The organism is Clostridium pascui, assembly GCF_016908015.1.
GTDB classification, from domain to species: Bacteria; Bacillota; Clostridia; order Clostridiales; family Clostridiaceae; genus Clostridium_AK; species Clostridium_AK pascui.
The window spans coordinates 378939-396038 of the sequence record NZ_JAFBDB010000003.1 but is presented as its reverse complement, the minus strand read 5'-3'; the positions used below and the strand labels follow the sequence as shown (position 1 = coordinate 396038).

At 31.0% G+C, this 17100-nt stretch carries 19 protein-coding genes, 1 tRNA gene and 1 rRNA gene; 18 read left to right on the top strand and 3 right to left on the bottom strand.

Going from position 1 to position 17100, the window contains the following annotated elements; translation table 11 throughout:
* The 3 genes from rrf to JOC70_RS10615 form a co-directional block, all read left to right on the top strand.
* Positions 1 to 97 (top strand): 5S ribosomal RNA (gene rrf / locus JOC70_RS10625); the annotation flags it as partial.
* Positions 98 to 201: 104 nt separating this feature from the next.
* Positions 202 to 930, top strand: coding sequence for an NAD-dependent protein deacylase (locus JOC70_RS10620; protein ID WP_204598855.1), 729 nt, complete (start codon positions 202 to 204; stop codon positions 928 to 930).
* Between the two features lie 86 nt (positions 931 to 1016).
* A tRNA-Cys gene (locus JOC70_RS10615) sits at positions 1017 to 1091 on the top strand.
* A 59-nt stretch (positions 1092 to 1150) separates the two neighbouring features.
* Here JOC70_RS10615 and JOC70_RS10610 read toward each other — a convergent pair.
* The gene (locus JOC70_RS10610) at positions 1151 to 2101 is read right to left on the bottom strand and encodes a magnesium transporter CorA family protein (protein WP_204598854.1); all 951 of its coding nucleotides are present in this window, start codon (positions 2099 to 2101) and stop codon (positions 1151 to 1153) included.
* A 324-nt stretch (positions 2102 to 2425) separates the two neighbouring features.
* On the opposite strand from JOC70_RS10610, the gene JOC70_RS10605 reads away from it, so the two are divergent.
* Positions 2426 to 2908, top strand: a complete 483-nt coding sequence (locus tag JOC70_RS10605) for a hypothetical protein (RefSeq protein WP_204598853.1) — start codon at positions 2426 to 2428, stop codon at positions 2906 to 2908.
* 6 nt (positions 2909 to 2914) lie between these two features.
* Here JOC70_RS10605 and JOC70_RS10600 read toward each other — a convergent pair whose 3' ends face one another.
* A complete protein-coding gene (locus JOC70_RS10600; protein ID WP_204598852.1) occupies positions 2915 to 4084 on the bottom strand; it encodes a zinc-binding metallopeptidase family protein in 1170 nt (389 codons plus the stop codon).
* A 151-nt stretch (positions 4085 to 4235) separates the two neighbouring features.
* On the opposite strand from JOC70_RS10600, the gene JOC70_RS10595 reads away from it, so the two are divergent.
* The 11 genes from JOC70_RS10595 to JOC70_RS10545 all read left to right on the top strand — a co-directional run bounded on the left by JOC70_RS10595 (position 4236) and on the right by JOC70_RS10545 (position 12336).
* Positions 4236 to 4448 carry a sigma factor G inhibitor Gin gene (locus JOC70_RS10595; RefSeq protein ID WP_186428675.1) on the top strand — a complete coding sequence of 71 codons (213 nt, stop codon included), beginning with the start codon at positions 4236 to 4238 and terminating at the stop codon, positions 4446 to 4448.
* The gene (locus tag JOC70_RS10590; RefSeq protein WP_204598851.1) at positions 4427 to 5848 is read left to right on the top strand and encodes an aminotransferase class I/II-fold pyridoxal phosphate-dependent enzyme; all 1422 of its coding nucleotides are present in this window, start codon (positions 4427 to 4429) and stop codon (positions 5846 to 5848) included. The genes JOC70_RS10595 and JOC70_RS10590 overlap by 22 nt, the downstream gene beginning before the upstream one ends.
* 34 nt (positions 5849 to 5882) lie before the next feature.
* Entirely contained in the window at positions 5883 to 6560 is a 678-nt protein-coding gene (locus JOC70_RS10585) for a thymidylate kinase (RefSeq protein ID WP_204598879.1), read from the top strand.
* Between the two features lie 71 nt (positions 6561 to 6631).
* The gene (locus JOC70_RS10580) at positions 6632 to 6961 is read left to right on the top strand and encodes a cyclic-di-AMP receptor (protein WP_035304559.1); all 330 of its coding nucleotides are present in this window, start codon (positions 6632 to 6634) and stop codon (positions 6959 to 6961) included.
* Between the two features lie 15 nt (positions 6962 to 6976).
* The gene (locus JOC70_RS10575) at positions 6977 to 7918 is read left to right on the top strand and encodes a DNA polymerase III subunit delta' (protein ID WP_204598850.1); all 942 of its coding nucleotides are present in this window, start codon (positions 6977 to 6979) and stop codon (positions 7916 to 7918) included.
* Positions 7919 to 7924: 6 nt separating this feature from the next.
* Positions 7925 to 8830 (top strand): PSP1 domain-containing protein, encoded by a 906-nt coding sequence (locus JOC70_RS10570; protein ID WP_204598849.1) that lies wholly within the window; start codon positions 7925 to 7927, stop codon positions 8828 to 8830.
* Positions 8831 to 8839: 9 nt separating this feature from the next.
* The gene (locus JOC70_RS10565) at positions 8840 to 9043 is read left to right on the top strand and encodes a heavy-metal-associated domain-containing protein (protein ID WP_204598848.1); all 204 of its coding nucleotides are present in this window, start codon (positions 8840 to 8842) and stop codon (positions 9041 to 9043) included.
* 82 nt (positions 9044 to 9125) lie between these two features.
* Positions 9126 to 9296, top strand: a complete 171-nt coding sequence (locus tag JOC70_RS10560; protein WP_035304567.1) for a DUF362 domain-containing protein — start codon at positions 9126 to 9128, stop codon at positions 9294 to 9296.
* A gap of 112 nt (positions 9297 to 9408) precedes the next feature.
* Positions 9409 to 10170, top strand: a complete 762-nt coding sequence (locus JOC70_RS10555; protein WP_204598847.1) for a tRNA1(Val) (adenine(37)-N6)-methyltransferase — start codon at positions 9409 to 9411, stop codon at positions 10168 to 10170.
* Positions 10163 to 11008 (top strand): 16S rRNA (cytidine(1402)-2'-O)-methyltransferase, encoded by an 846-nt coding sequence (gene rsmI / locus JOC70_RS10550; RefSeq protein ID WP_423880673.1) that lies wholly within the window; start codon positions 10163 to 10165, stop codon positions 11006 to 11008. The genes JOC70_RS10555 and rsmI overlap by 8 nt, the downstream gene beginning before the upstream one ends.
* Before the next feature lie 173 nt (positions 11009 to 11181).
* The gene (locus JOC70_RS10545) at positions 11182 to 12336 is read left to right on the top strand and encodes a C40 family peptidase (protein ID WP_204598846.1); all 1155 of its coding nucleotides are present in this window, start codon (positions 11182 to 11184) and stop codon (positions 12334 to 12336) included.
* Between the two features lie 75 nt (positions 12337 to 12411).
* Here the strand turns inward: JOC70_RS10545 and JOC70_RS10540 are convergent, their stop codons facing one another.
* On the bottom strand, positions 12412 to 13095 hold the full coding sequence (locus JOC70_RS10540; RefSeq protein ID WP_204598845.1) for a helix-turn-helix transcriptional regulator: 684 nt from the start codon (positions 13093 to 13095) through the stop codon (positions 12412 to 12414).
* Positions 13096 to 13450: 355 nt separating this feature from the next.
* Here JOC70_RS10540 and JOC70_RS10535 point away from each other — a divergent pair, with 355 nt between their 5' ends.
* From JOC70_RS10535 to JOC70_RS10525, 3 genes are all read left to right on the top strand, one after another.
* Positions 13451 to 14833 (top strand): tryptophanase, encoded by a 1383-nt coding sequence (locus JOC70_RS10535; RefSeq protein WP_204598844.1) that lies wholly within the window; start codon positions 13451 to 13453, stop codon positions 14831 to 14833.
* A 466-nt stretch (positions 14834 to 15299) separates the two neighbouring features.
* Positions 15300 to 16658 carry a sodium-dependent transporter gene (locus tag JOC70_RS10530; RefSeq protein ID WP_204598843.1) on the top strand — a complete coding sequence of 453 codons (1359 nt, stop codon included), beginning with the start codon at positions 15300 to 15302 and terminating at the stop codon, positions 16656 to 16658.
* 47 nt (positions 16659 to 16705) lie between these two features.
* Positions 16706 to 17089, top strand: coding sequence for a RidA family protein (locus JOC70_RS10525; RefSeq protein ID WP_204598842.1), 384 nt, complete (start codon positions 16706 to 16708; stop codon positions 17087 to 17089).
* The last annotated feature ends 11 nt before the right edge of the window (positions 17090 to 17100 follow it).

Genomic DNA, 17100 nt, shown 5'->3' with positions numbered 1-17100 from the left:
GGTAACACCCGTACCCATTCCGAACACGAAGGTTAAGCTTCAAAGCGCCAATGGTACTGCCGGGGAGGCCCGGTGGGAGAGTAGGTCGTTGCCAGGTAGGAAACACATCAGTTAATCTGATGTGTTTTTTAGTTTTTTGTTGTCACTTTAAAGCTGCTGGGTATATAATATTTATACTAATATACGCTGGGAGTGATTTTATTGAATAGCACTGAAAAATTAAGGGATATTATTAAAAATAGTTCCGACATAGTATTTTTTGGAGGAGCAGGCGTTTCTACAGAAAGTAATATACCAGATTTTAGGTCTTCACAGGGACTTTATGAGATAAAGAATAACTATAAGCATGCTCCAGAGGTAATGCTAAGCCATAGTTTTTTTAAAAAACATACAGAGGAATTTTTTCAGTTTTATAAGGAAAAGATGATATATAGAAATGCTAAACCTAACAAGGCGCATTATAGTTTAGCTAAGTTAGAGGAGATAGGAAAGCTAAAGGCTGTTATTACTCAAAATATAGATGGATTACATCAAGAGGCAGGTTCAAAAAATGTTATAGAACTTCATGGAAGTGTACATAGAAATTATTGTATTAAATGCAAAAAAAGTTTTGGTTTAGATTATATAATGAACTCTAATAAAGTAATTCCACATTGTGATGAGTGCAGTTCTGTTGTAAAGCCAGATGTAGTTTTATATGAAGAAGCTTTAAATATGGATGTTATAAATAAGGCAATATATCATGTAAGAAATGCAGAAGTACTTATAATAGGGGGAACATCTTTAGTCGTATATCCAGCAGCCAGCTTAGTTCAATATTTTAATGGAAAGCATCTTATATTAATTAATAAGACAACAACTGACTATGATAATAGAGCATCGTTAGTTATATATGATAGTATAGGGAAGATATTAGGAGAAGTAATATAGCAAGTCTAATTTATAAATACCATCTAAAAGTTGTTGACAAATAAGCATTTAGATGGTATCATTTATAAGTAACGTAAATAATATATGGCGCTATGGCCAAGTGGTAAGGCAAAGGTCTGCAAAACCTTTATTCCCCGGTTCAAATCCGGGTGGCGCCTCCATAGAAGGATCCCAATCAGTATGATTGGGATTTTTTATTTAAAGATATGTTTTAATAATTTTAAAACATATCTTTTTTATTAAGAATTATTATAGCAATTAGTGATATAAAACCCATTATTGCAAATACTGCCCAAAATCCGTAAGGGTTTTGAAAGAATGGAACACCACCTACATTCATACCAAACATACCAGAAATCATATTTGGAATAGACATTACTATGGTTACAGAAGCTAATAACTTCATTACAATATTTAAGTTATTAGAAATTACCGAAGCAAAGAAATCCATGGTTCCTGTAAGTATATTGCTATAGATATTAGCCATTTCTATAGCCTGTTTATTTTCTATAATAACATCTTCTAATATGTCTTGATCCTCTGGATACTTTTGCATTATCTCTAGCTTTAACATTTTTTCTAAGGTTATTTCATTGGATTTTAATGAAGTTGAAAAATATACTAGAGATTTTTCCAGAGAAAGCAATTGAATTAGCTCTTTATTTTTCATAGATTTATGAAGTCTTTTTTCAACCATTGAACTTTTTTTATCTATTTGTCTTAAATAAATTAAATAATAACCTGCAATTTTATATAGTATTTGAAGTATAAATCTTGAGCGTTTAAAGGTGAAGAAAGATTTTACTTTACCATCTATAAAATCAAGTAGTATCTTACTATTTTTAAGGCAAATTGTTATAAGCATAGTTTCTGTGTGTATTATAGCTAGTGGATAGGTATCATAAGTTAATGAATTCTCTTCCATTTCAGTAAATGGAATATCTAAGAGAAGTAATATATTATTATTTTCATCACTATCTATACGAGAAGTCTCTTCATCATCCATAGCTGCTCGTAAGAATTCTATAGATATATTAGCTTTTTTAGAAATTAACAATAACTCTTGATCTGATGGAGCAACAATATTTACCCAACATCCTGGCTCTATATTTTCTAGTTGGTGTAAGGTACACATGTTGTTTTCCTCAGAAGTTTTGTATATTGATATCATGTTATCCCTCCTTATGCTGAAGTCTAGTTAGTAATTATATTATAACTAAAAATTAAACTATGTCTATAACTTAATCTTATAATGAATGAAATTATTCATTATAAGATTAATAAGAAATTTTTGATTCGTAAAAATGTTAAACTCTATAGATAAGCTTAGCATATTCAAGTTAATATGTACAACTCTATATCATACTAATATAGTTGTCCTACATGACATTTTAAGAATAATTATAGCGAAATATGGACATGGATTAAACTTTAAATCCCTAGTATAATCTGTATGTTAAATTAATTAAGAGGACAAAGTGTATGGAGGTTTATTATGGGCAATATGCATAAAGAAACAATTTGTAGAAGAAAGCTTGCTTCTTTAATTAAATTGTTTACTTTAATCTTAATAGTATTGTTCTTTACTGAGGTAATTAAAGGATTGTATATAGGCAGTACGCTGATTGTGCTTACAGGTGCTTTAGTTACATTAGTTTTAGTATTGGAAGTAATAAAATGTAGAGTTAGATACACCTATTCATTAATAGCAGATCAATTCATAATTCATAGGATTAAGGGTAATGATGATAGGGTAGTTGAAAATATAAAAGTTAAGGATATCGAATATATAAAGAAGCAAAAAACTATTAGTATAACAACTATAAATAATAAGAAGTATATATGTTCTCTATTAAATTTTAATCCTTATTGTTGCGTTTATAGGCAGGGAGATAAATTAAAGAAATTTTACTTTGAGCCTAGTAATAATTTGATCGAAAAGTTAAAGTTTAATAGAAATAAAAGATTAGCCTCATAATAAAGGCTAATCTTTTTGATTTTCTAAGGAATTAGTAAGTTCCTTCCTAGATTCTTGAAGTAAGGTCTCTTTTTGTATAATATCTATTGCAGTAAAAGCTAATGCATGAGATGCTTTTAATGCTATATTTTTAGCAAAATCAGATATAGTTGCTTGAGCAAATTCTTTAGATGAATATTTAATACTATTATCTTGTACTATAGATATATAAGGATGTATACATGGAACTGAATGACTAACAGTACCTAAACTAAGACCGGAATAAGTGTCCTTAGGACCTTCAATGTCTATAATACCTGCTTCTTTTAGATTATGGGAAAATAACCTCGATAATGTTGAATTAGTAATAAGCTCATCATAGGGTATTTCATAAATAGAACACTGAGAATCTATATTCATAATTTCACCCAGGCATTTAGAAAGTGAGCGGATTTTATACTCAACAGCTTCAGCGTAGTTCATTTTTGTAGCTCTAATATAAAATTTTGATTCAGCTTCATTAGGAAGTAAATGGGGATCCTTACCACCCTGAACTATAACCCCATCAATACTGCAGGCAGGACCGAAACCCTTTGATAGTATGTTCAGTGAATTAAAGGTAAGCATACAAGCATCTAAGGCAGAATAATTACCTTTTCGCCTGTAGCTTAATCCATAGTCGCTTTTATAATTAATTTTTAGTGGAATAAGTGCCATGGAAGTACCACTTTCAGCTGTAATTATATCTGGATGTACAACTAGCACAACATCAATATCTTCAAATATCCCCTGTTTTGCCATTGTAACTTTAGAACCACCTAAAAATTCACCAGGACAGCCAAGAACTATTATGCTTCCTCCAAGTTTTGATATTACCTTTGATAGCCCTAATGCTGCGCCAGTAGATATAGCAGATAACAAATTGTGACCAGTTATATGACCAAGATCCTTTACTGCATCATATTCGCATATAAAACAAACTTTTGGATGACCACTTCCAATTTCAGCTGAAAAAGAAGTAGGCATGCCTATAATATTTTTTTTAACCTTAAACCCAAATCTCTCATAAAAATTGCATAGGTATTCACAAGAGGTATATTCTTTAAAACTTTCTTCAGGATTGTTATATAAATAGGAACTAATTTCAAATAGATCTTCTTTTATGGATTCTAAGTAACCAATAATCTCCTGTTTCATAATATATTACACCATCCTTTAAAATTCAATATATATTATTTCCTAAAAATTTATATATATTTATGTGGACAAAATAAATTTGGACAATGTAGTGAATAAAATATATTATGAGAGGCAATAATTAAGGCAAGAAATCTGAAGGGGGATATTTATGAAAAAATTACATTGTATAATATGCGGAAAGCCTCTAGGTAATGGTATAATGATAAATGGAAACGGTGTTTGTTTAGATTGTGAGAAAAGAATAATTAGTACTGATATGAATACAGATTTTTATAGATACTATAAGAACTGTATAAGAAAATATATGATATACCCTATGATAAGAGGAGAGGATAATAATTGTCAAAATTACCACTTGTAGAAGGGGTTTTAAGTTATGTAAAGGAAAATAATGTTTCATTTTGTATGCCTGGACATAAGAATGGCCAGGGTTTTTTAGCCACTGATATAGGGAATGAACTGGCAAACTTAATTATAAATTGTGATATTACCGAAGTAGACGGTTTAGATAATCTTCACAATGCTGAAGGAATTATAAAGGAGGCAGAAGACCTCCTATCACAATTGTATAATAGCAAAAAATCCCACTTCTTAGTTAATGGAAGTACTAGCGGAAATTTAATAATGATATTTTCTGCACTTCAAGAAGGGGATAAAGTAATAGTAGATAGAAACTGTCATAAGTCTGTTTATAATGGAATTATTTTAAGAAAGCTAAATCCAATATATGTAGGAAGTAAACTTCATAAGGAATTTAATTTGCCAGTAGGTATGGATATGGAAGAATTAAAAGGAGCTATAGAAGAAAATAAAGATGCTAAGGCTATAATTCTAACATATCCAAATTATTATGGTATAGCTTGCGATTTAAAATCAATAGCCTTTATGGCAAAAGAAAATAATATGTATTTATTAGTGGATTCAGCTCATGGAGCACATTATGGTGTTCATGAAAAATTGCCAGCTAGCGCAGTATATTTGAAAGCTGATATGGTAGTTATGAGTTGTCATAAGACGTTGCCGAGTTTTACTCAAACTTCATATTTACATATAACTAATAGTAAGCTGATAGATAGGGCTCAGTTCTATTTTACTATATTTAATAGTACAAGCCCTTCTTATATGCTTATGGCATCTATGGATTATGCGAGATATTATATAGAAAGTTATGGACAGGAAGTATATGGTAACTTAATTAATTTATCTAATAAGTATAAGGAAAAGCTAAAAAGGTTAAATTACCTGCGTATATTAGAGGATAGGGATTTAGGTATATATAAGTGCAATTTAGATACAACCCGTTATGTTATAAATTTTAAAAACAATGTAAGTGCAAATTTAGTTTTAAATTATCTGAGAAAAAATCGTATACAGGCAGAAATGAGTGACTTATATAATGTAGTTCTTATATTTTCACCATTTAATACTGAAGAAGAGTTTCAACATCTTTATGAAGTACTTTCGACGATGCCATATAAAGAATTCCTTATGAAAAATGTGCCATTGCTATCATATAAGATTCCAAAGGCATATATGACACCATACGAGAGCTTGGGGAAAGATAAAAAGCTGATAAAAATAGAAAATTCAGAAGGACATGTATGTGGAGAAAGTATCATACCATATCCCCCAGGAGTGCCGATTTTAATGGCAGGGGAGTTAATAGATAAGGAAGCCATAAATGTGTTAAAATATTATATGGAAAATGATATAGAAGTAATTGGAGTACAAAATGGATATATAAAAATTTTGCATATGTAAATTTAATTTGGAGGAATATATGTTGAAAAGTGAGATATATAAGGGAAAATTAGTAGTACTTGAGGCAGGGGATGGCAGCGGTAAAGCTACACAAACTAATAAATTATATGAAAGATTGCTAAAAGAAGGATATAAGGTATTAAAAATAGAATATCCTAATTATAAAAGTAATTCATCAGCTCTTATAAAGATGTATTTAAATGGAGAGTTTGGTGAAAATCCAGAAGATATAAATGCCTATGCAGCATCTACTTTTTATGCAGTAGATAGATATGCGTCATTTAAAAAGGAATGGGAACAGTTTTATAAAGAGGGAGGCATAGTACTCGCAGATAGATATACTACCTCTAATATGGTACATCAAGCATCTAAAATAAATGATACAGGTGAAAAGGAAAAGTTTCTAGATTGGCTATGGGAGTTAGAGTTTAAATTAATGGGGCTACCAGTGCCAGATAAAGTATTATTTTTAGACATGCCACCTGAATATAGTTTTAAGCTTATGATGGAGAGAAAAAATAAGTTTACAGGAAATAAAGAAAAGGATATACATGAAAGAAATAATAGTTACCTTATACAATCTTATAATAATGCTTGTTATATTGCAGACAAGTATAATTGGGATAAAATTAAATGTGTAGAAAACGAAAGTATAAAGACAATAGATGAAATTCATGAAAGTATATATAAATTATTAACAGAAATAATTTAATATTTCTATAATAATCTTAAAAGGGTATAATAAAGTATATATGTAATTTTATTGTGAGGGGGTTGATATATATGAAACTTGTAATTGCAGTAGTACAAGATGATGATGCGATAGATCTAGTAGATGTGTTAACTGAAGCTAATTATAGAGTAACAAAGCTTGCAACAACAGGTGGCTTTCTAAAGTCAGGAAATACTACTTTAATGATAGGTGTGGAAAAAGAAAGAGTTGATGAGGTAATAAAAATCATAGAGGAAGTTTGTAAGACAAGAAAGCAGATTGTGACTTCTCCATCACCTGTGGCAGGCTCTACAGGTGTATATGTACCTTATCCTATAGAAGTTCAAGTAGGTGGAGCTACAGTATTTGTTATAGATGTAGATAGATTTGAAAAGATCTAATGGAGGAATATATATTTGTTATTTAAGGAGATTATAGGACATGAAGCTATAAAGAAACAGATAATGCACTCCATAGATAATGGACGTTTTTCACATGCATCCATTATTATTGGAGAGGATGGATTAGGAAAGAGTTTAATTGCTAGAGATATAGCATATGAATTATTGAATAAGGATAGAAATAGACAATGTGTAGATATTATAGAGGCAAGAATTAGTGGAAACAAAAAATCCATGGGAGTAGATGAGGTAGAAAAGTTAATAGAAGAAATTAACTCAAAGCCTTATGAAGGCAATAAAAAAGTAATAATTGTATATGAAGCGGATAGGATGACCAATCAAGCCCAAAATGCTTTTTTAAAGACGATAGAAGAGCCGCCAAGTGGGGTTTACATTATGCTATTGTGTGAGCATTTAGATTCATTGCTTGATACAATACGTTCTAGATGTCAAGCCTATAAATTACATCACCTAACATGCGACGAAATGGAAAGGTTTATAATAGGTAAGTATTCAAACTTAAATAAAGAAGAAGTGCATTCTATAATGGCATTTAGCGACTGTATTCCAGGAAGGGCAGAAAAGTATATTGAAGATAAATCTTTAAAGGAAATAAGAAGTCTAGCCTTAGATATACTATTAAATATAAAAGGTAAGGATTTTGATATATGGCATTATGAAGATATACTTGTAAGGTATAAAGGCCAGTGGAATGAAGTACTTACGTGGTTTTTTTCCTTTATAAGAGACTCTTTGATATATAAAGAAATAAATAATATAGATATGATTATTAATGTAGATAAGATAGAAGATATAAAGAAGTTATCTGAAATGTTTTCTTTTAATGAGTTAAATGATATTATAGATATAATAAAATCTACAAGGGTTAAACTTGAGAAAAATGTAAATGTAGGATTAGTATTTGAATCAATGCTACTTGATATACAGGAGGTATAATCATATATGGTAAAGGTTGTAGGAATACGTTTTAAAAAGGCTGGAAAAATATATTATTTTTCACCTGGAGAACTTAAGATAAATCAAGGAGAAAATGTAATAGTAGAGACTGCACGAGGAGTAGAATTCGGGGAATGTGTTATAGGAGAAAAACGAATAGGTGAAGATGAGATAGTAAGCCCATTAAAGAGTGTTATAAGAAAAGCTACAGAAGAAGATGAATTAAGGCACTCAGAAAATAAGATTAAGGCTTCGGAAGCATTTAAGATATGTTCAGAAAAGATACAAGGACATAATCTTCAAATGAAACTTATAGATGTAGAATATACTTTTGATAATAATAAGGTGATATTTTACTTTACTGCAGATGGAAGAGTGGATTTTAGAGAGTTAGTAAAGGACTTAGCATCTATATTTAGGACTAGAATAGAACTAAGACAAATAGGAGTAAGAGATGAAGCAAAGATGATAGGCGGACTAGGGCCTTGTGGAAGAACTATGTGTTGTTCATCATATCTAGGTGATTTTGTTCCAGTATCTATAAAGATGGCTAAGGAGCAAAATTTATCATTAAATCCTACTAAGATATCTGGAATATGTGGAAGACTTATGTGTTGCTTGAATTTTGAACAGGAAACCTATGAGGGGATTAGAAAAAGACTGCCTAAAATAGGATCAGTAATTAATAGTGAATATGGCCAAGGAGAGGTTATTGGAAATAATACAGTTAAAGAAAGTGTAAGAGTAAAGATAAAACCTCAAAATGGAGAAGAATTTATAAAGGATATTTCAATAGATGAAATTACTTTAATATCAGGTGCCTATGAAGGAACTGTAAGTGAAGAAGACATAAAAATAGAAGTAGAAGAAGAAGATAAAGTTATACTGAAGGAATTATTCAAGGAAAACTAGGAGGCAATTATGAAGGCTGCTTTAAAGATATGTAATATGAAAAGCATGGTAGACGTGAACAAAATTAGAAATGGTATTTCTAATAATGAGGGAGTCATAGCTTGTCAAATAAATTTAGAAAATAAGGAAGTTAATGTAGTCTACGATGAGTATTTTTTATCTTTAGACAATATACTGGAATCAGTAGAAGATTTAGGGTATACTATTTTGTAAAAATCTCTTTAAAAATTTTAAGGAACGTGGTAAAATAGAATTCGGATATACTTGTCCAAATTATTAAGGAGGTGTTTACATAATGGCATACGTAATTAATGATACTTGTATAAGTTGTGGAGCATGCGCACCAGAATGTCCAGTTAACTCAATAAGCCAAGGAGATTCAATATTCGTTGTAGATGCTAACACTTGCATCGACTGCGGAAACTGTGCTAATGTTTGTCCAGTAGGAGCTCCAGTAGCAGAATAATAAAAAAGACCACTTTGAAGTGGTCTTTTTTTTTATTTATAATATATTTGACATTTCAACCTTCTTAATAAATAATTATTTAGAGAAACTTTTCTATGGAGAGGAATTTAAGATGAAAAATTATAATTTAATAAAAGATGATGAAACACTAGATGATCTTAATTTAAAAGGTATATATGTAATACAAAAAAAACAGGGATTTAGATTTGGAATAGATGCGGTACTTTTAGCTAATTTTGCAAAGATAAAAAGAAATGATAAAGTAATTGATTTTTGTAGTGGAACAGGAATAATTCCATTTGTAATAACAGGGAAAAATGAATTAAAGTCTATTAAAGGTATAGAGATACAGGAAGAAATGGTAGATATGGCATTAAGAACTGTTGAGTATAATAACTTACAAGATAAGGTATCTTTTTTATGTGGAGATTTAAGGGATGAGGTAATGCTAAGTTCATTAGAAAAGGTAGATGTAGTTACAGTAAATCCTCCATACAAAATTTTAAATACAGGTATTATAAACTTAAGTAATAAAGATGCTATTGCTAGGCATGAGATATGTTGTACATTAGAAGATGTTATTAAGGCTTCAAAGGCAGTACTTAAACATGGAGGAAGATTATATATGGTACATAGGCCGGAGAGGATAGCTGACATACTTTGTATTATGAGAAAGTATAAAATAGAGCCTAAATCTATCAGAATGGTTCAACCATCAGTAAACAAAGCTGCAAATATTGTTCTTATTGAAGGGCAAAACAATGGAGGAAGGTTTCTAAAGTGGGAAAATACCCTCTATGTTTATGATGAAAAGGGTGATTATACAGATGAAATTAATGAAATATATGGAAGAGAGAATGATGGAAATGAGTAAAGGTAAATTATTTATAGTTCCTACACCTATAGGAAATTTAAAAGATATAACTTTAAGAGCTCTAGAAGCCTTAAAAGAAGCGGATATAATAGCTGCAGAGGATACAAGGCAAACCTTAAAGTTATTAAATCATTATAATATAAAAAAGTCACTTATAAGCTATCATATGCATAATGAAGAAGATAGAAGTGGTAGTATTATAGAACGCTTAAATGAAGGAAATACCATAGCCTTAGTAAGTGATGCAGGTACTCCAGGAATTTCAGATCCCGGAAGCGTAATAATTGGTAAATGTATAGAAAAAAAAATACCTTTTGAGGTACTGCCAGGGGCTACAGCTATTACAACAGCATTAGTTTCATCAGGTATGGATACTACAAAGTTCTTATTCAGAGGGTTTTTACCAAGAGAAAACAAGGATAGAAAGATTATAATTGAAGATTTAAAAGGTAGAACTGAAACACTTATTTTTTATGAAGCTCCGCATAGACTTTTAAACACTTTAACTTTTCTAAGAGAAAACTTAGGTAACAGAAAAATTGCTTTATGTAGGGAGCTTACAAAACTACATGAAGAAGTATTAAGACTAACATTAGAGGAATCTATATGTCACTATGAAGCAGTATCCCCACGAGGGGAATACGTATTAGTGGTAGAAGGAAAGACCATAGAAGAAATAGATAGGGAAGAAAAAGCCTTATGGGAAAATATGAGTGTAGAAGAACATATAAAAAGTTATATAGATCAGGGGTATATAAAAAAGGAAGCAATAAAAATGGTAGCCAGGGATAGAAAAATGCCCAAATCAGAAGTATATAAATATTCTTTGGAGGTTTAGTATACTAAATAAATATATAACGGGAAATTAGCAGGTAGGTTAAGTTATCTAATTTCTCGTTGAGTTTTTATTAAAATTAATGGTATAATGAGAAGTGTGTTAAATTATAACATAAATTAATTAAAATGGATAAAAAGTTTATGAACTTAGGATGAAGTCTTGGGGGTGCTAGTATGAAAAAGAATGTAGTTTCTATTATTACGGCAGCAGCATTAATTTTTACTTTAAGTAGTTCTGTATTGGCGGAGCCATTATCTACTCAAGTGGAAAGTCATAAGGCTAAAGTTCAGCAAAGTAAAAAGGCATTAGAAAATGTTAAGGAAAGAAGAGAAGATTTAGAAGTCGACATTGAAAAGATGGACAATCAGATAGAAGGATTAATGTATCAAATAAATGCCGTAAAAACTAAAATTGTGAGTACAGAAAAGAATATAAATGCAACAGAAAAAGAAATTATAAAGGCACAAGAAGAAATAAAAGATCAAAAGGATTTGTTTGATAAAAGAATTAGAGCCATGTATGTAAAGGGCATGGGAAGCTATTTAGATATTTTAGTAGAAGCTGATGGAATAGGAGAGTTTATTTCAAGAGCTGAAACTGTTAAAAAGGTAATGGAATTTGATAAAAAACTAGCGGCTGAACTTAAGCAAAAGAAGGAAGTCATTGTTGAAAAAAAACAGCGTTTAGATAATGATAAAAGTAAATTAGTGGTCTTAAAAGCTGACAGTGAGAAAAAACTAAGTGAAGTTAAGAGCAAAAAGAATGAACAAAATAAACTTTTAGCTGATTTAAGAAAACAAGAGAGAACCTATGCATCTTCAATAACCGAATCTCAAAGTTATATTAATAAGGCTATGGCTCAAATTGCTGCAATGCAAAAACAACATCAATTGGCTGCATCTAAAGCATCAAGGGGAAATTCAAATAATTCTAATGTTAATAATAATTTTGAGTTAAATATGGAAATTCCATCAAATGCATCCGGAAGCTCCATAGTGGTATATGCATCCAGCTTTTTAGGAAGACCATATCAATGGGGAGGAAATGGACCCAGTACCTTTGATTGTTCTGGGTTAGTTAAGTACGTATATGCACAGTATGGAATAAATCTTCCAAGAATTGCATCAGATCAGCAAACAGTTGGAGTAGCTGTTTCAAAAGATCAGTTAGAACCAGGTGATTTGGTGTTCTTTGGATATCCGGCACATCATGTTGGAATATATGCGGGTAATAATTCTTATTTACATGCACCAAGAACAGGTGATGTAGTAAAAATATCTCCACTTACTAGGAGCGATTTCAGTGGTGGTAGAAGAATTATACGTTAATATAAAAAAATCCAGCTCTTTAGGAGCTGGATTTTTATTTTTAGAGTTATAGATGATAATAGAATAACTATAATTTTAATTTTTGTCTTTATTAAGAATGTTTAAATAGCGATAAATACTCGGCTCTGAACAGTGGAGTTGTTTGGCAACTTCACTAACTGCTCCTTTTAGCATAAATATTCCCTTTTGATTTAATACATCTACTATATTAAGGCGTTCATCTTGAGTAAGACGATTAACAGGAATATTTTTGTCAGATAAAACTTCATTTAAAACAGTTTCTGTGACCTCTGCAATGGACTCAGAGAAATTTTCAGGAACATCGCTTAAAACTGAATTAACTGAATCATAAGACTTGTTTTGCAGAATTAATTCATTAGGGTGGCAGAGTTTTAAAATTTCTTCACTGATGGCCACATATTTGCTATCATCGAAATTGATGCATAGCATTGCAACAACCTCTTCAGTATTGTCTTTAATAAACATAGTAGATGAACGCAAAACTCTATTAGTCTTTGAAGCACCATTATAATTAATAACATAATCACTATGTTTGTAACTTCCCATTGCCATAATCTTTAACCCAAGGTTTGTTAAAGGGGCACCTATACTGCGGCCGCTAACATGTCCATTTGCAATGGCTATAATAGAATATTTCTCATCTGTTAAATCATGAAGCACAATTTCATAATCAGGACCTAAGACTTTTCCTAAAAACTCAACGAGTTTAATATATTGCTCTAAGGTAGCTTTATTCATTTTACCCACCTACTTTATTCCTTTATATATTATATTATACGATATCATGAACAGTAATATATTTCAAGAGAATAAATAAAGAAATTATTATGATAATAAAAAATTATCTACAAAATAAAAAATATTTTATCAGAAATCGTATACAGTGCAATAATTCAGGATAAAATATTAATAAATGGTTTTTATTAGAAAAATATGATAAAAAATAGATTATAGTATTGACTAAAAATTATAGCGGTGATACAATTCTATTAAAGATAAATAATTTGAAAATTTAAATTATACAAATTATTTATTACATATTAATTTATCTATATTAAGATAAATTAAAATTAGATGATGGGGGTTTGTTAATATGGCTATTAAATATGTACCAGAACCATTTAGAATTAAGATGGTAGAAACAATTAAAATGCTTACTCGTGAAGAAAGAGAAGAAAAAATTGCTGAGGCTAAGTATAACTTGTTTAATCTTAGAGGTGAAGACGTATATATCGATTTATTAACAGACAGTGGAACAAATGCAATGAGTCAAGAGCAATGGGCTGGAGTAATGAGAGGCGACGAAGCATATGCAGGAGCTTCTAGTTACTTTAAGTTAGTTGAAGCAGCACAAGATATATTTGGATATAAGTATATTCAGCCTGTACATCAAGGCCGTGCAGCAGAAAAGGTTCTTTTTGGATTAATGATGGGTAAGGGAGAATATTCTATATCTAATATGCACTTTGACACAACAAGAGCACATGTTGAACTTGCAGGTGCAAGAGCAATTGATTGTGTTGTTCCTGAAGCTGCAGATCCAACAGTTAGAGTTCCGTTTAAAGGAAATATGGATGTTGTAAAACTTGAAGAATTAATAAAAGAATATGGAGCAGATAAAGTTAGACTTGTTATTATGACAATTACAAATAACTCAGCAGGGGGACAACCTGTATCTGTTCAAAATATAAGAGAAACATCTGAAATATGTAAAAAATATAATATAAAACTCTGTATAGATGCGGCACGTTATGCAGAAAATGCTTATTTTATAAAGCAACGTGAACCTGGATATGAAAATAAATCTATAAAAGAAATAATTAAAGAAGTATTTAGCTATGCAGATATGTTTACAATGAGTGCTAAGAAAGATACTATTGTAAACATGGGTGGTTTAATTGGAATTAAAGAAGATGAACAATTATATCAATTATGCAAAGGTCGTACAATTTCATTTGAAGGATTTATTACTTATGGAGGACTTTCAGGTCGTGACCTTGAAGCATTAGCAATTGGTCTCTATGAAGGCCTTGATGAGAATTATTTAAGATATAGAATAGGACAGATGGAATATCTTGCAGGACGTCTAGATGAAGCAGGTATAGCTTATCAATCTCCAGTAGGAGGACATGGAGTATTTGTAGATGCAAAAGCTATGTTCCCACATATTCCATATAATGAGTTCCCGGGACAAGCTTTAGCAATAGAGCTTTATAAAGAAGCAGGAATTCGTACATGTGATATTGGATCTTATATGTTAGGTAATGATCCTGATACAGGAAAACAACTTCATGCAGAATTTGAGTTTACAAGACTTGCAATTCCACGTCGTGTATATACTCAAGCTCATATTGATATTATGGCAGATGCTCTCATTGAAATTAAGGAAAAAGCCAATACTGTAAGTGGTTACAGAATTACATGGGAACCACCAATTCTTCGTCACTTCCAAGCGAGTCTTGAGCCAGTAAAATAAGTAAATATACCCGTAAAATAGCATAATATTATTTTACGGGAATATTTAAATTGTATATTAATGTAAAAGTAAGTTTGTTGGAAAATATATTTAATATGTAAATGATTGCTAGATGTTTTTGCATATTTTTCACTTTTCTATATCACTACTTTCATTGCCAGTAGCAATGAGAAGATTGATAAAAAAAATATCAGACTGATTTTGTAGAAAGTGGAAAAGAGATAGGAGGTACAATTAGTATCCAACATGAAAAACTAAATTTTCATGCTAAACTCTTTTTCGCTTTCTATATTTATGTAATTAAATAATTTAAGAATCCTAACTAGTGCTTATCTAAAAAACTTTTCTTAAATGACGTCAAAAGCTATTTTCTCACAATTATATTACATGAAAAAGGTTAATGATAATATTAAATTAACAGGATTTCTGTTAGGTGCTATAATTATATTATAAGAGGAGTGAGGTTATGGGAAATAACAATCAAGAAAACCTTTCCACGCAATTGAACAATGAGATTAATCGTGATACATTTGATTCGAAAGTTGGTTTTATTTTAGCATGCATTGGCTCAGCAGTAGGTATGGGTAATATTTGGATGTTTCCTTATCGTGTAGGACAGCTTGGAGGAGCAGCATTTCTAATACCATATTTTATATTTGTTATAGTTATTGGATTCACAGGAGTTATTGGAGAGATGTCCTTTGGGCGTGCAATGGGGACAGGGCCGCTAGGCGCCTTCCAAAAGGCATTGGAAAGAAGAGGAAGGAAACATGGAGATCTTATTGGACTTATACCAGTAATAGGATCACTAGGGATTGCCATAGGTTATTCAGTAGTTGTAGGTTGGATACTTAGATTTACTGTAGGATCAATTACAGGTTCTTTAGTAAAGGCGCAGGATAGTGGAGCATATTTTGGAGCTATAGCTGGCAATATGGGAAGTGTTAACTGGCATATGATGGGGTTGGCTTTAACATTTATTATTATGCTTGCAGGGGTTTCTAATGGAATAGAAAAGGTTAACAAAGTAATGATGCCTGCATTCTTTGTATTGTTTTTAATACTTGCTATTCGTGTAGCAACACTACCCGGAGCAATGGAAGGATATAAGTATTTATTTATTCCAAGATGGGAGTTTCTTGGGAATCCTAAAACTTGGGTATATGCCCTTGGACAAGCGTTTTTTTCTCTTTCATTAGCAGGTTCAGGAACTGTAGTATATGGAAGCTATCTAAAGAAAAGCGAAAATGTTGTGGAAAGTGCAAAGTATGTATCCATCTTTGATACAATGGCAGCAATGTTGGCAGCGCTTGTAATCATACCATCAGTGTTTGCGTTTAAAATGGATCCAGCAGCAGGTCCTCCGCTTATGTTTATTACAATGCCAAGCGTATTTAAACAAATGCCCATGGGACAATTGTTTTCAATTATATTCTTTATAGCTGTTTTGTTTGCTGGAGTTACATCTTTAATGAACTTATTTGAAACTCCAATAGAGGCATTACAAGCTAAGTTTAACCTTTCTAGAAAGGTTTCAGTTGCTACTATTGCATTAATTGGAGCGGTTACTGGATTGGTGCTTGAAGATGGAAATAAACTAGGAATTTGGATGGATGTAATATCTATTTATGTAATACCTTTAGGAGCACTTCTTGCCGGAATTATGTTTTTCTGGGTTTGTGGGCCCAAATTTGCAAGAGAACAGGTGCAGTTAGGTTGTAAAAAAGAATTAGGTTCTTGGTTTGAGCCAATGACGAGATATGTATTTTGTGGACTTACTATAATAGTTTATATATTTGGCATATTCTATGGTGGAATTGGCTAAAATTTAGTATATCATTAGATATGAATAGTTTAAAGGAGGAAGAAAATATGAAAGAAGTAATTTCAACAAACTTAGCACCAAAGGCTATAGGACCATATTCACAGGGAATAATGGTTGGAGACCTAGTATTTTTATCGGGTCAAATACCAGTAGATCCAAATACAGGAGAAGTAGTTACAGGTGAAGATGTAATTGTTGCTCAAACTCATCAATCAATGAAAAATGTAAGAAGCATATTAGAATCCCAAGGATTAAATTTCAATAATGTTATAAAAAGCACAGTGTTTATAACAAATATGGATGATTTTCCAAAGGTAAACGAAGTGTATGCGCAATATTTTGAAGAAACTTATCCAGCACGTTCCTGTGTACAAGTGGCTAAATTGCCAAAAGGTGCATTAGTAGAAATTGAAGTAATTGCACACAAATAATAAATTAAGTA

Coding starts and splice junctions, on each gene's coding strand:
- JOC70_RS10555 (WP_204598847.1), top strand. CDS start 9,409: ATGAAAAATTATAATTTAATAAAAGATGATGAAACACTAGATGATCTT.
- JOC70_RS10595 (WP_186428675.1), top strand. CDS start 4,236: ATGAAAAAATTACATTGTATAATATGCGGAAAGCCTCTAGGTAATGGT.
- JOC70_RS10535 (WP_204598844.1), top strand. CDS start 13,451: ATGGCTATTAAATATGTACCAGAACCATTTAGAATTAAGATGGTAGAA.
- JOC70_RS10600 (WP_204598852.1), bottom strand. CDS start 4,084: ATGAAACAGGAGATTATTGGTTACTTAGAATCCATAAAAGAAGATCTA.
- rsmI (WP_423880673.1), top strand. CDS start 10,163: ATGAGTAAAGGTAAATTATTTATAGTTCCTACACCTATAGGAAATTTA.
- JOC70_RS10545 (WP_204598846.1), top strand. CDS start 11,182: ATGAAAAAGAATGTAGTTTCTATTATTACGGCAGCAGCATTAATTTTT.
- JOC70_RS10605 (WP_204598853.1), top strand. CDS start 2,426: ATGGGCAATATGCATAAAGAAACAATTTGTAGAAGAAAGCTTGCTTCT.
- JOC70_RS10560 (WP_035304567.1), top strand. CDS start 9,126: ATGGCATACGTAATTAATGATACTTGTATAAGTTGTGGAGCATGCGCA.
- JOC70_RS10610 (WP_204598854.1), bottom strand. CDS start 2,101: ATGATATCAATATACAAAACTTCTGAGGAAAACAACATGTGTACCTTA.
- JOC70_RS10530 (WP_204598843.1), top strand. CDS start 15,300: ATGGGAAATAACAATCAAGAAAACCTTTCCACGCAATTGAACAATGAG.
- JOC70_RS10565 (WP_204598848.1), top strand. CDS start 8,840: ATGAAGGCTGCTTTAAAGATATGTAATATGAAAAGCATGGTAGACGTG.
- JOC70_RS10570 (WP_204598849.1), top strand. CDS start 7,925: ATGGTAAAGGTTGTAGGAATACGTTTTAAAAAGGCTGGAAAAATATAT.
- JOC70_RS10525 (WP_204598842.1), top strand. CDS start 16,706: ATGAAAGAAGTAATTTCAACAAACTTAGCACCAAAGGCTATAGGACCA.
- JOC70_RS10580 (WP_035304559.1), top strand. CDS start 6,632: ATGAAACTTGTAATTGCAGTAGTACAAGATGATGATGCGATAGATCTA.
- JOC70_RS10540 (WP_204598845.1), bottom strand. CDS start 13,095: ATGAATAAAGCTACCTTAGAGCAATATATTAAACTCGTTGAGTTTTTA.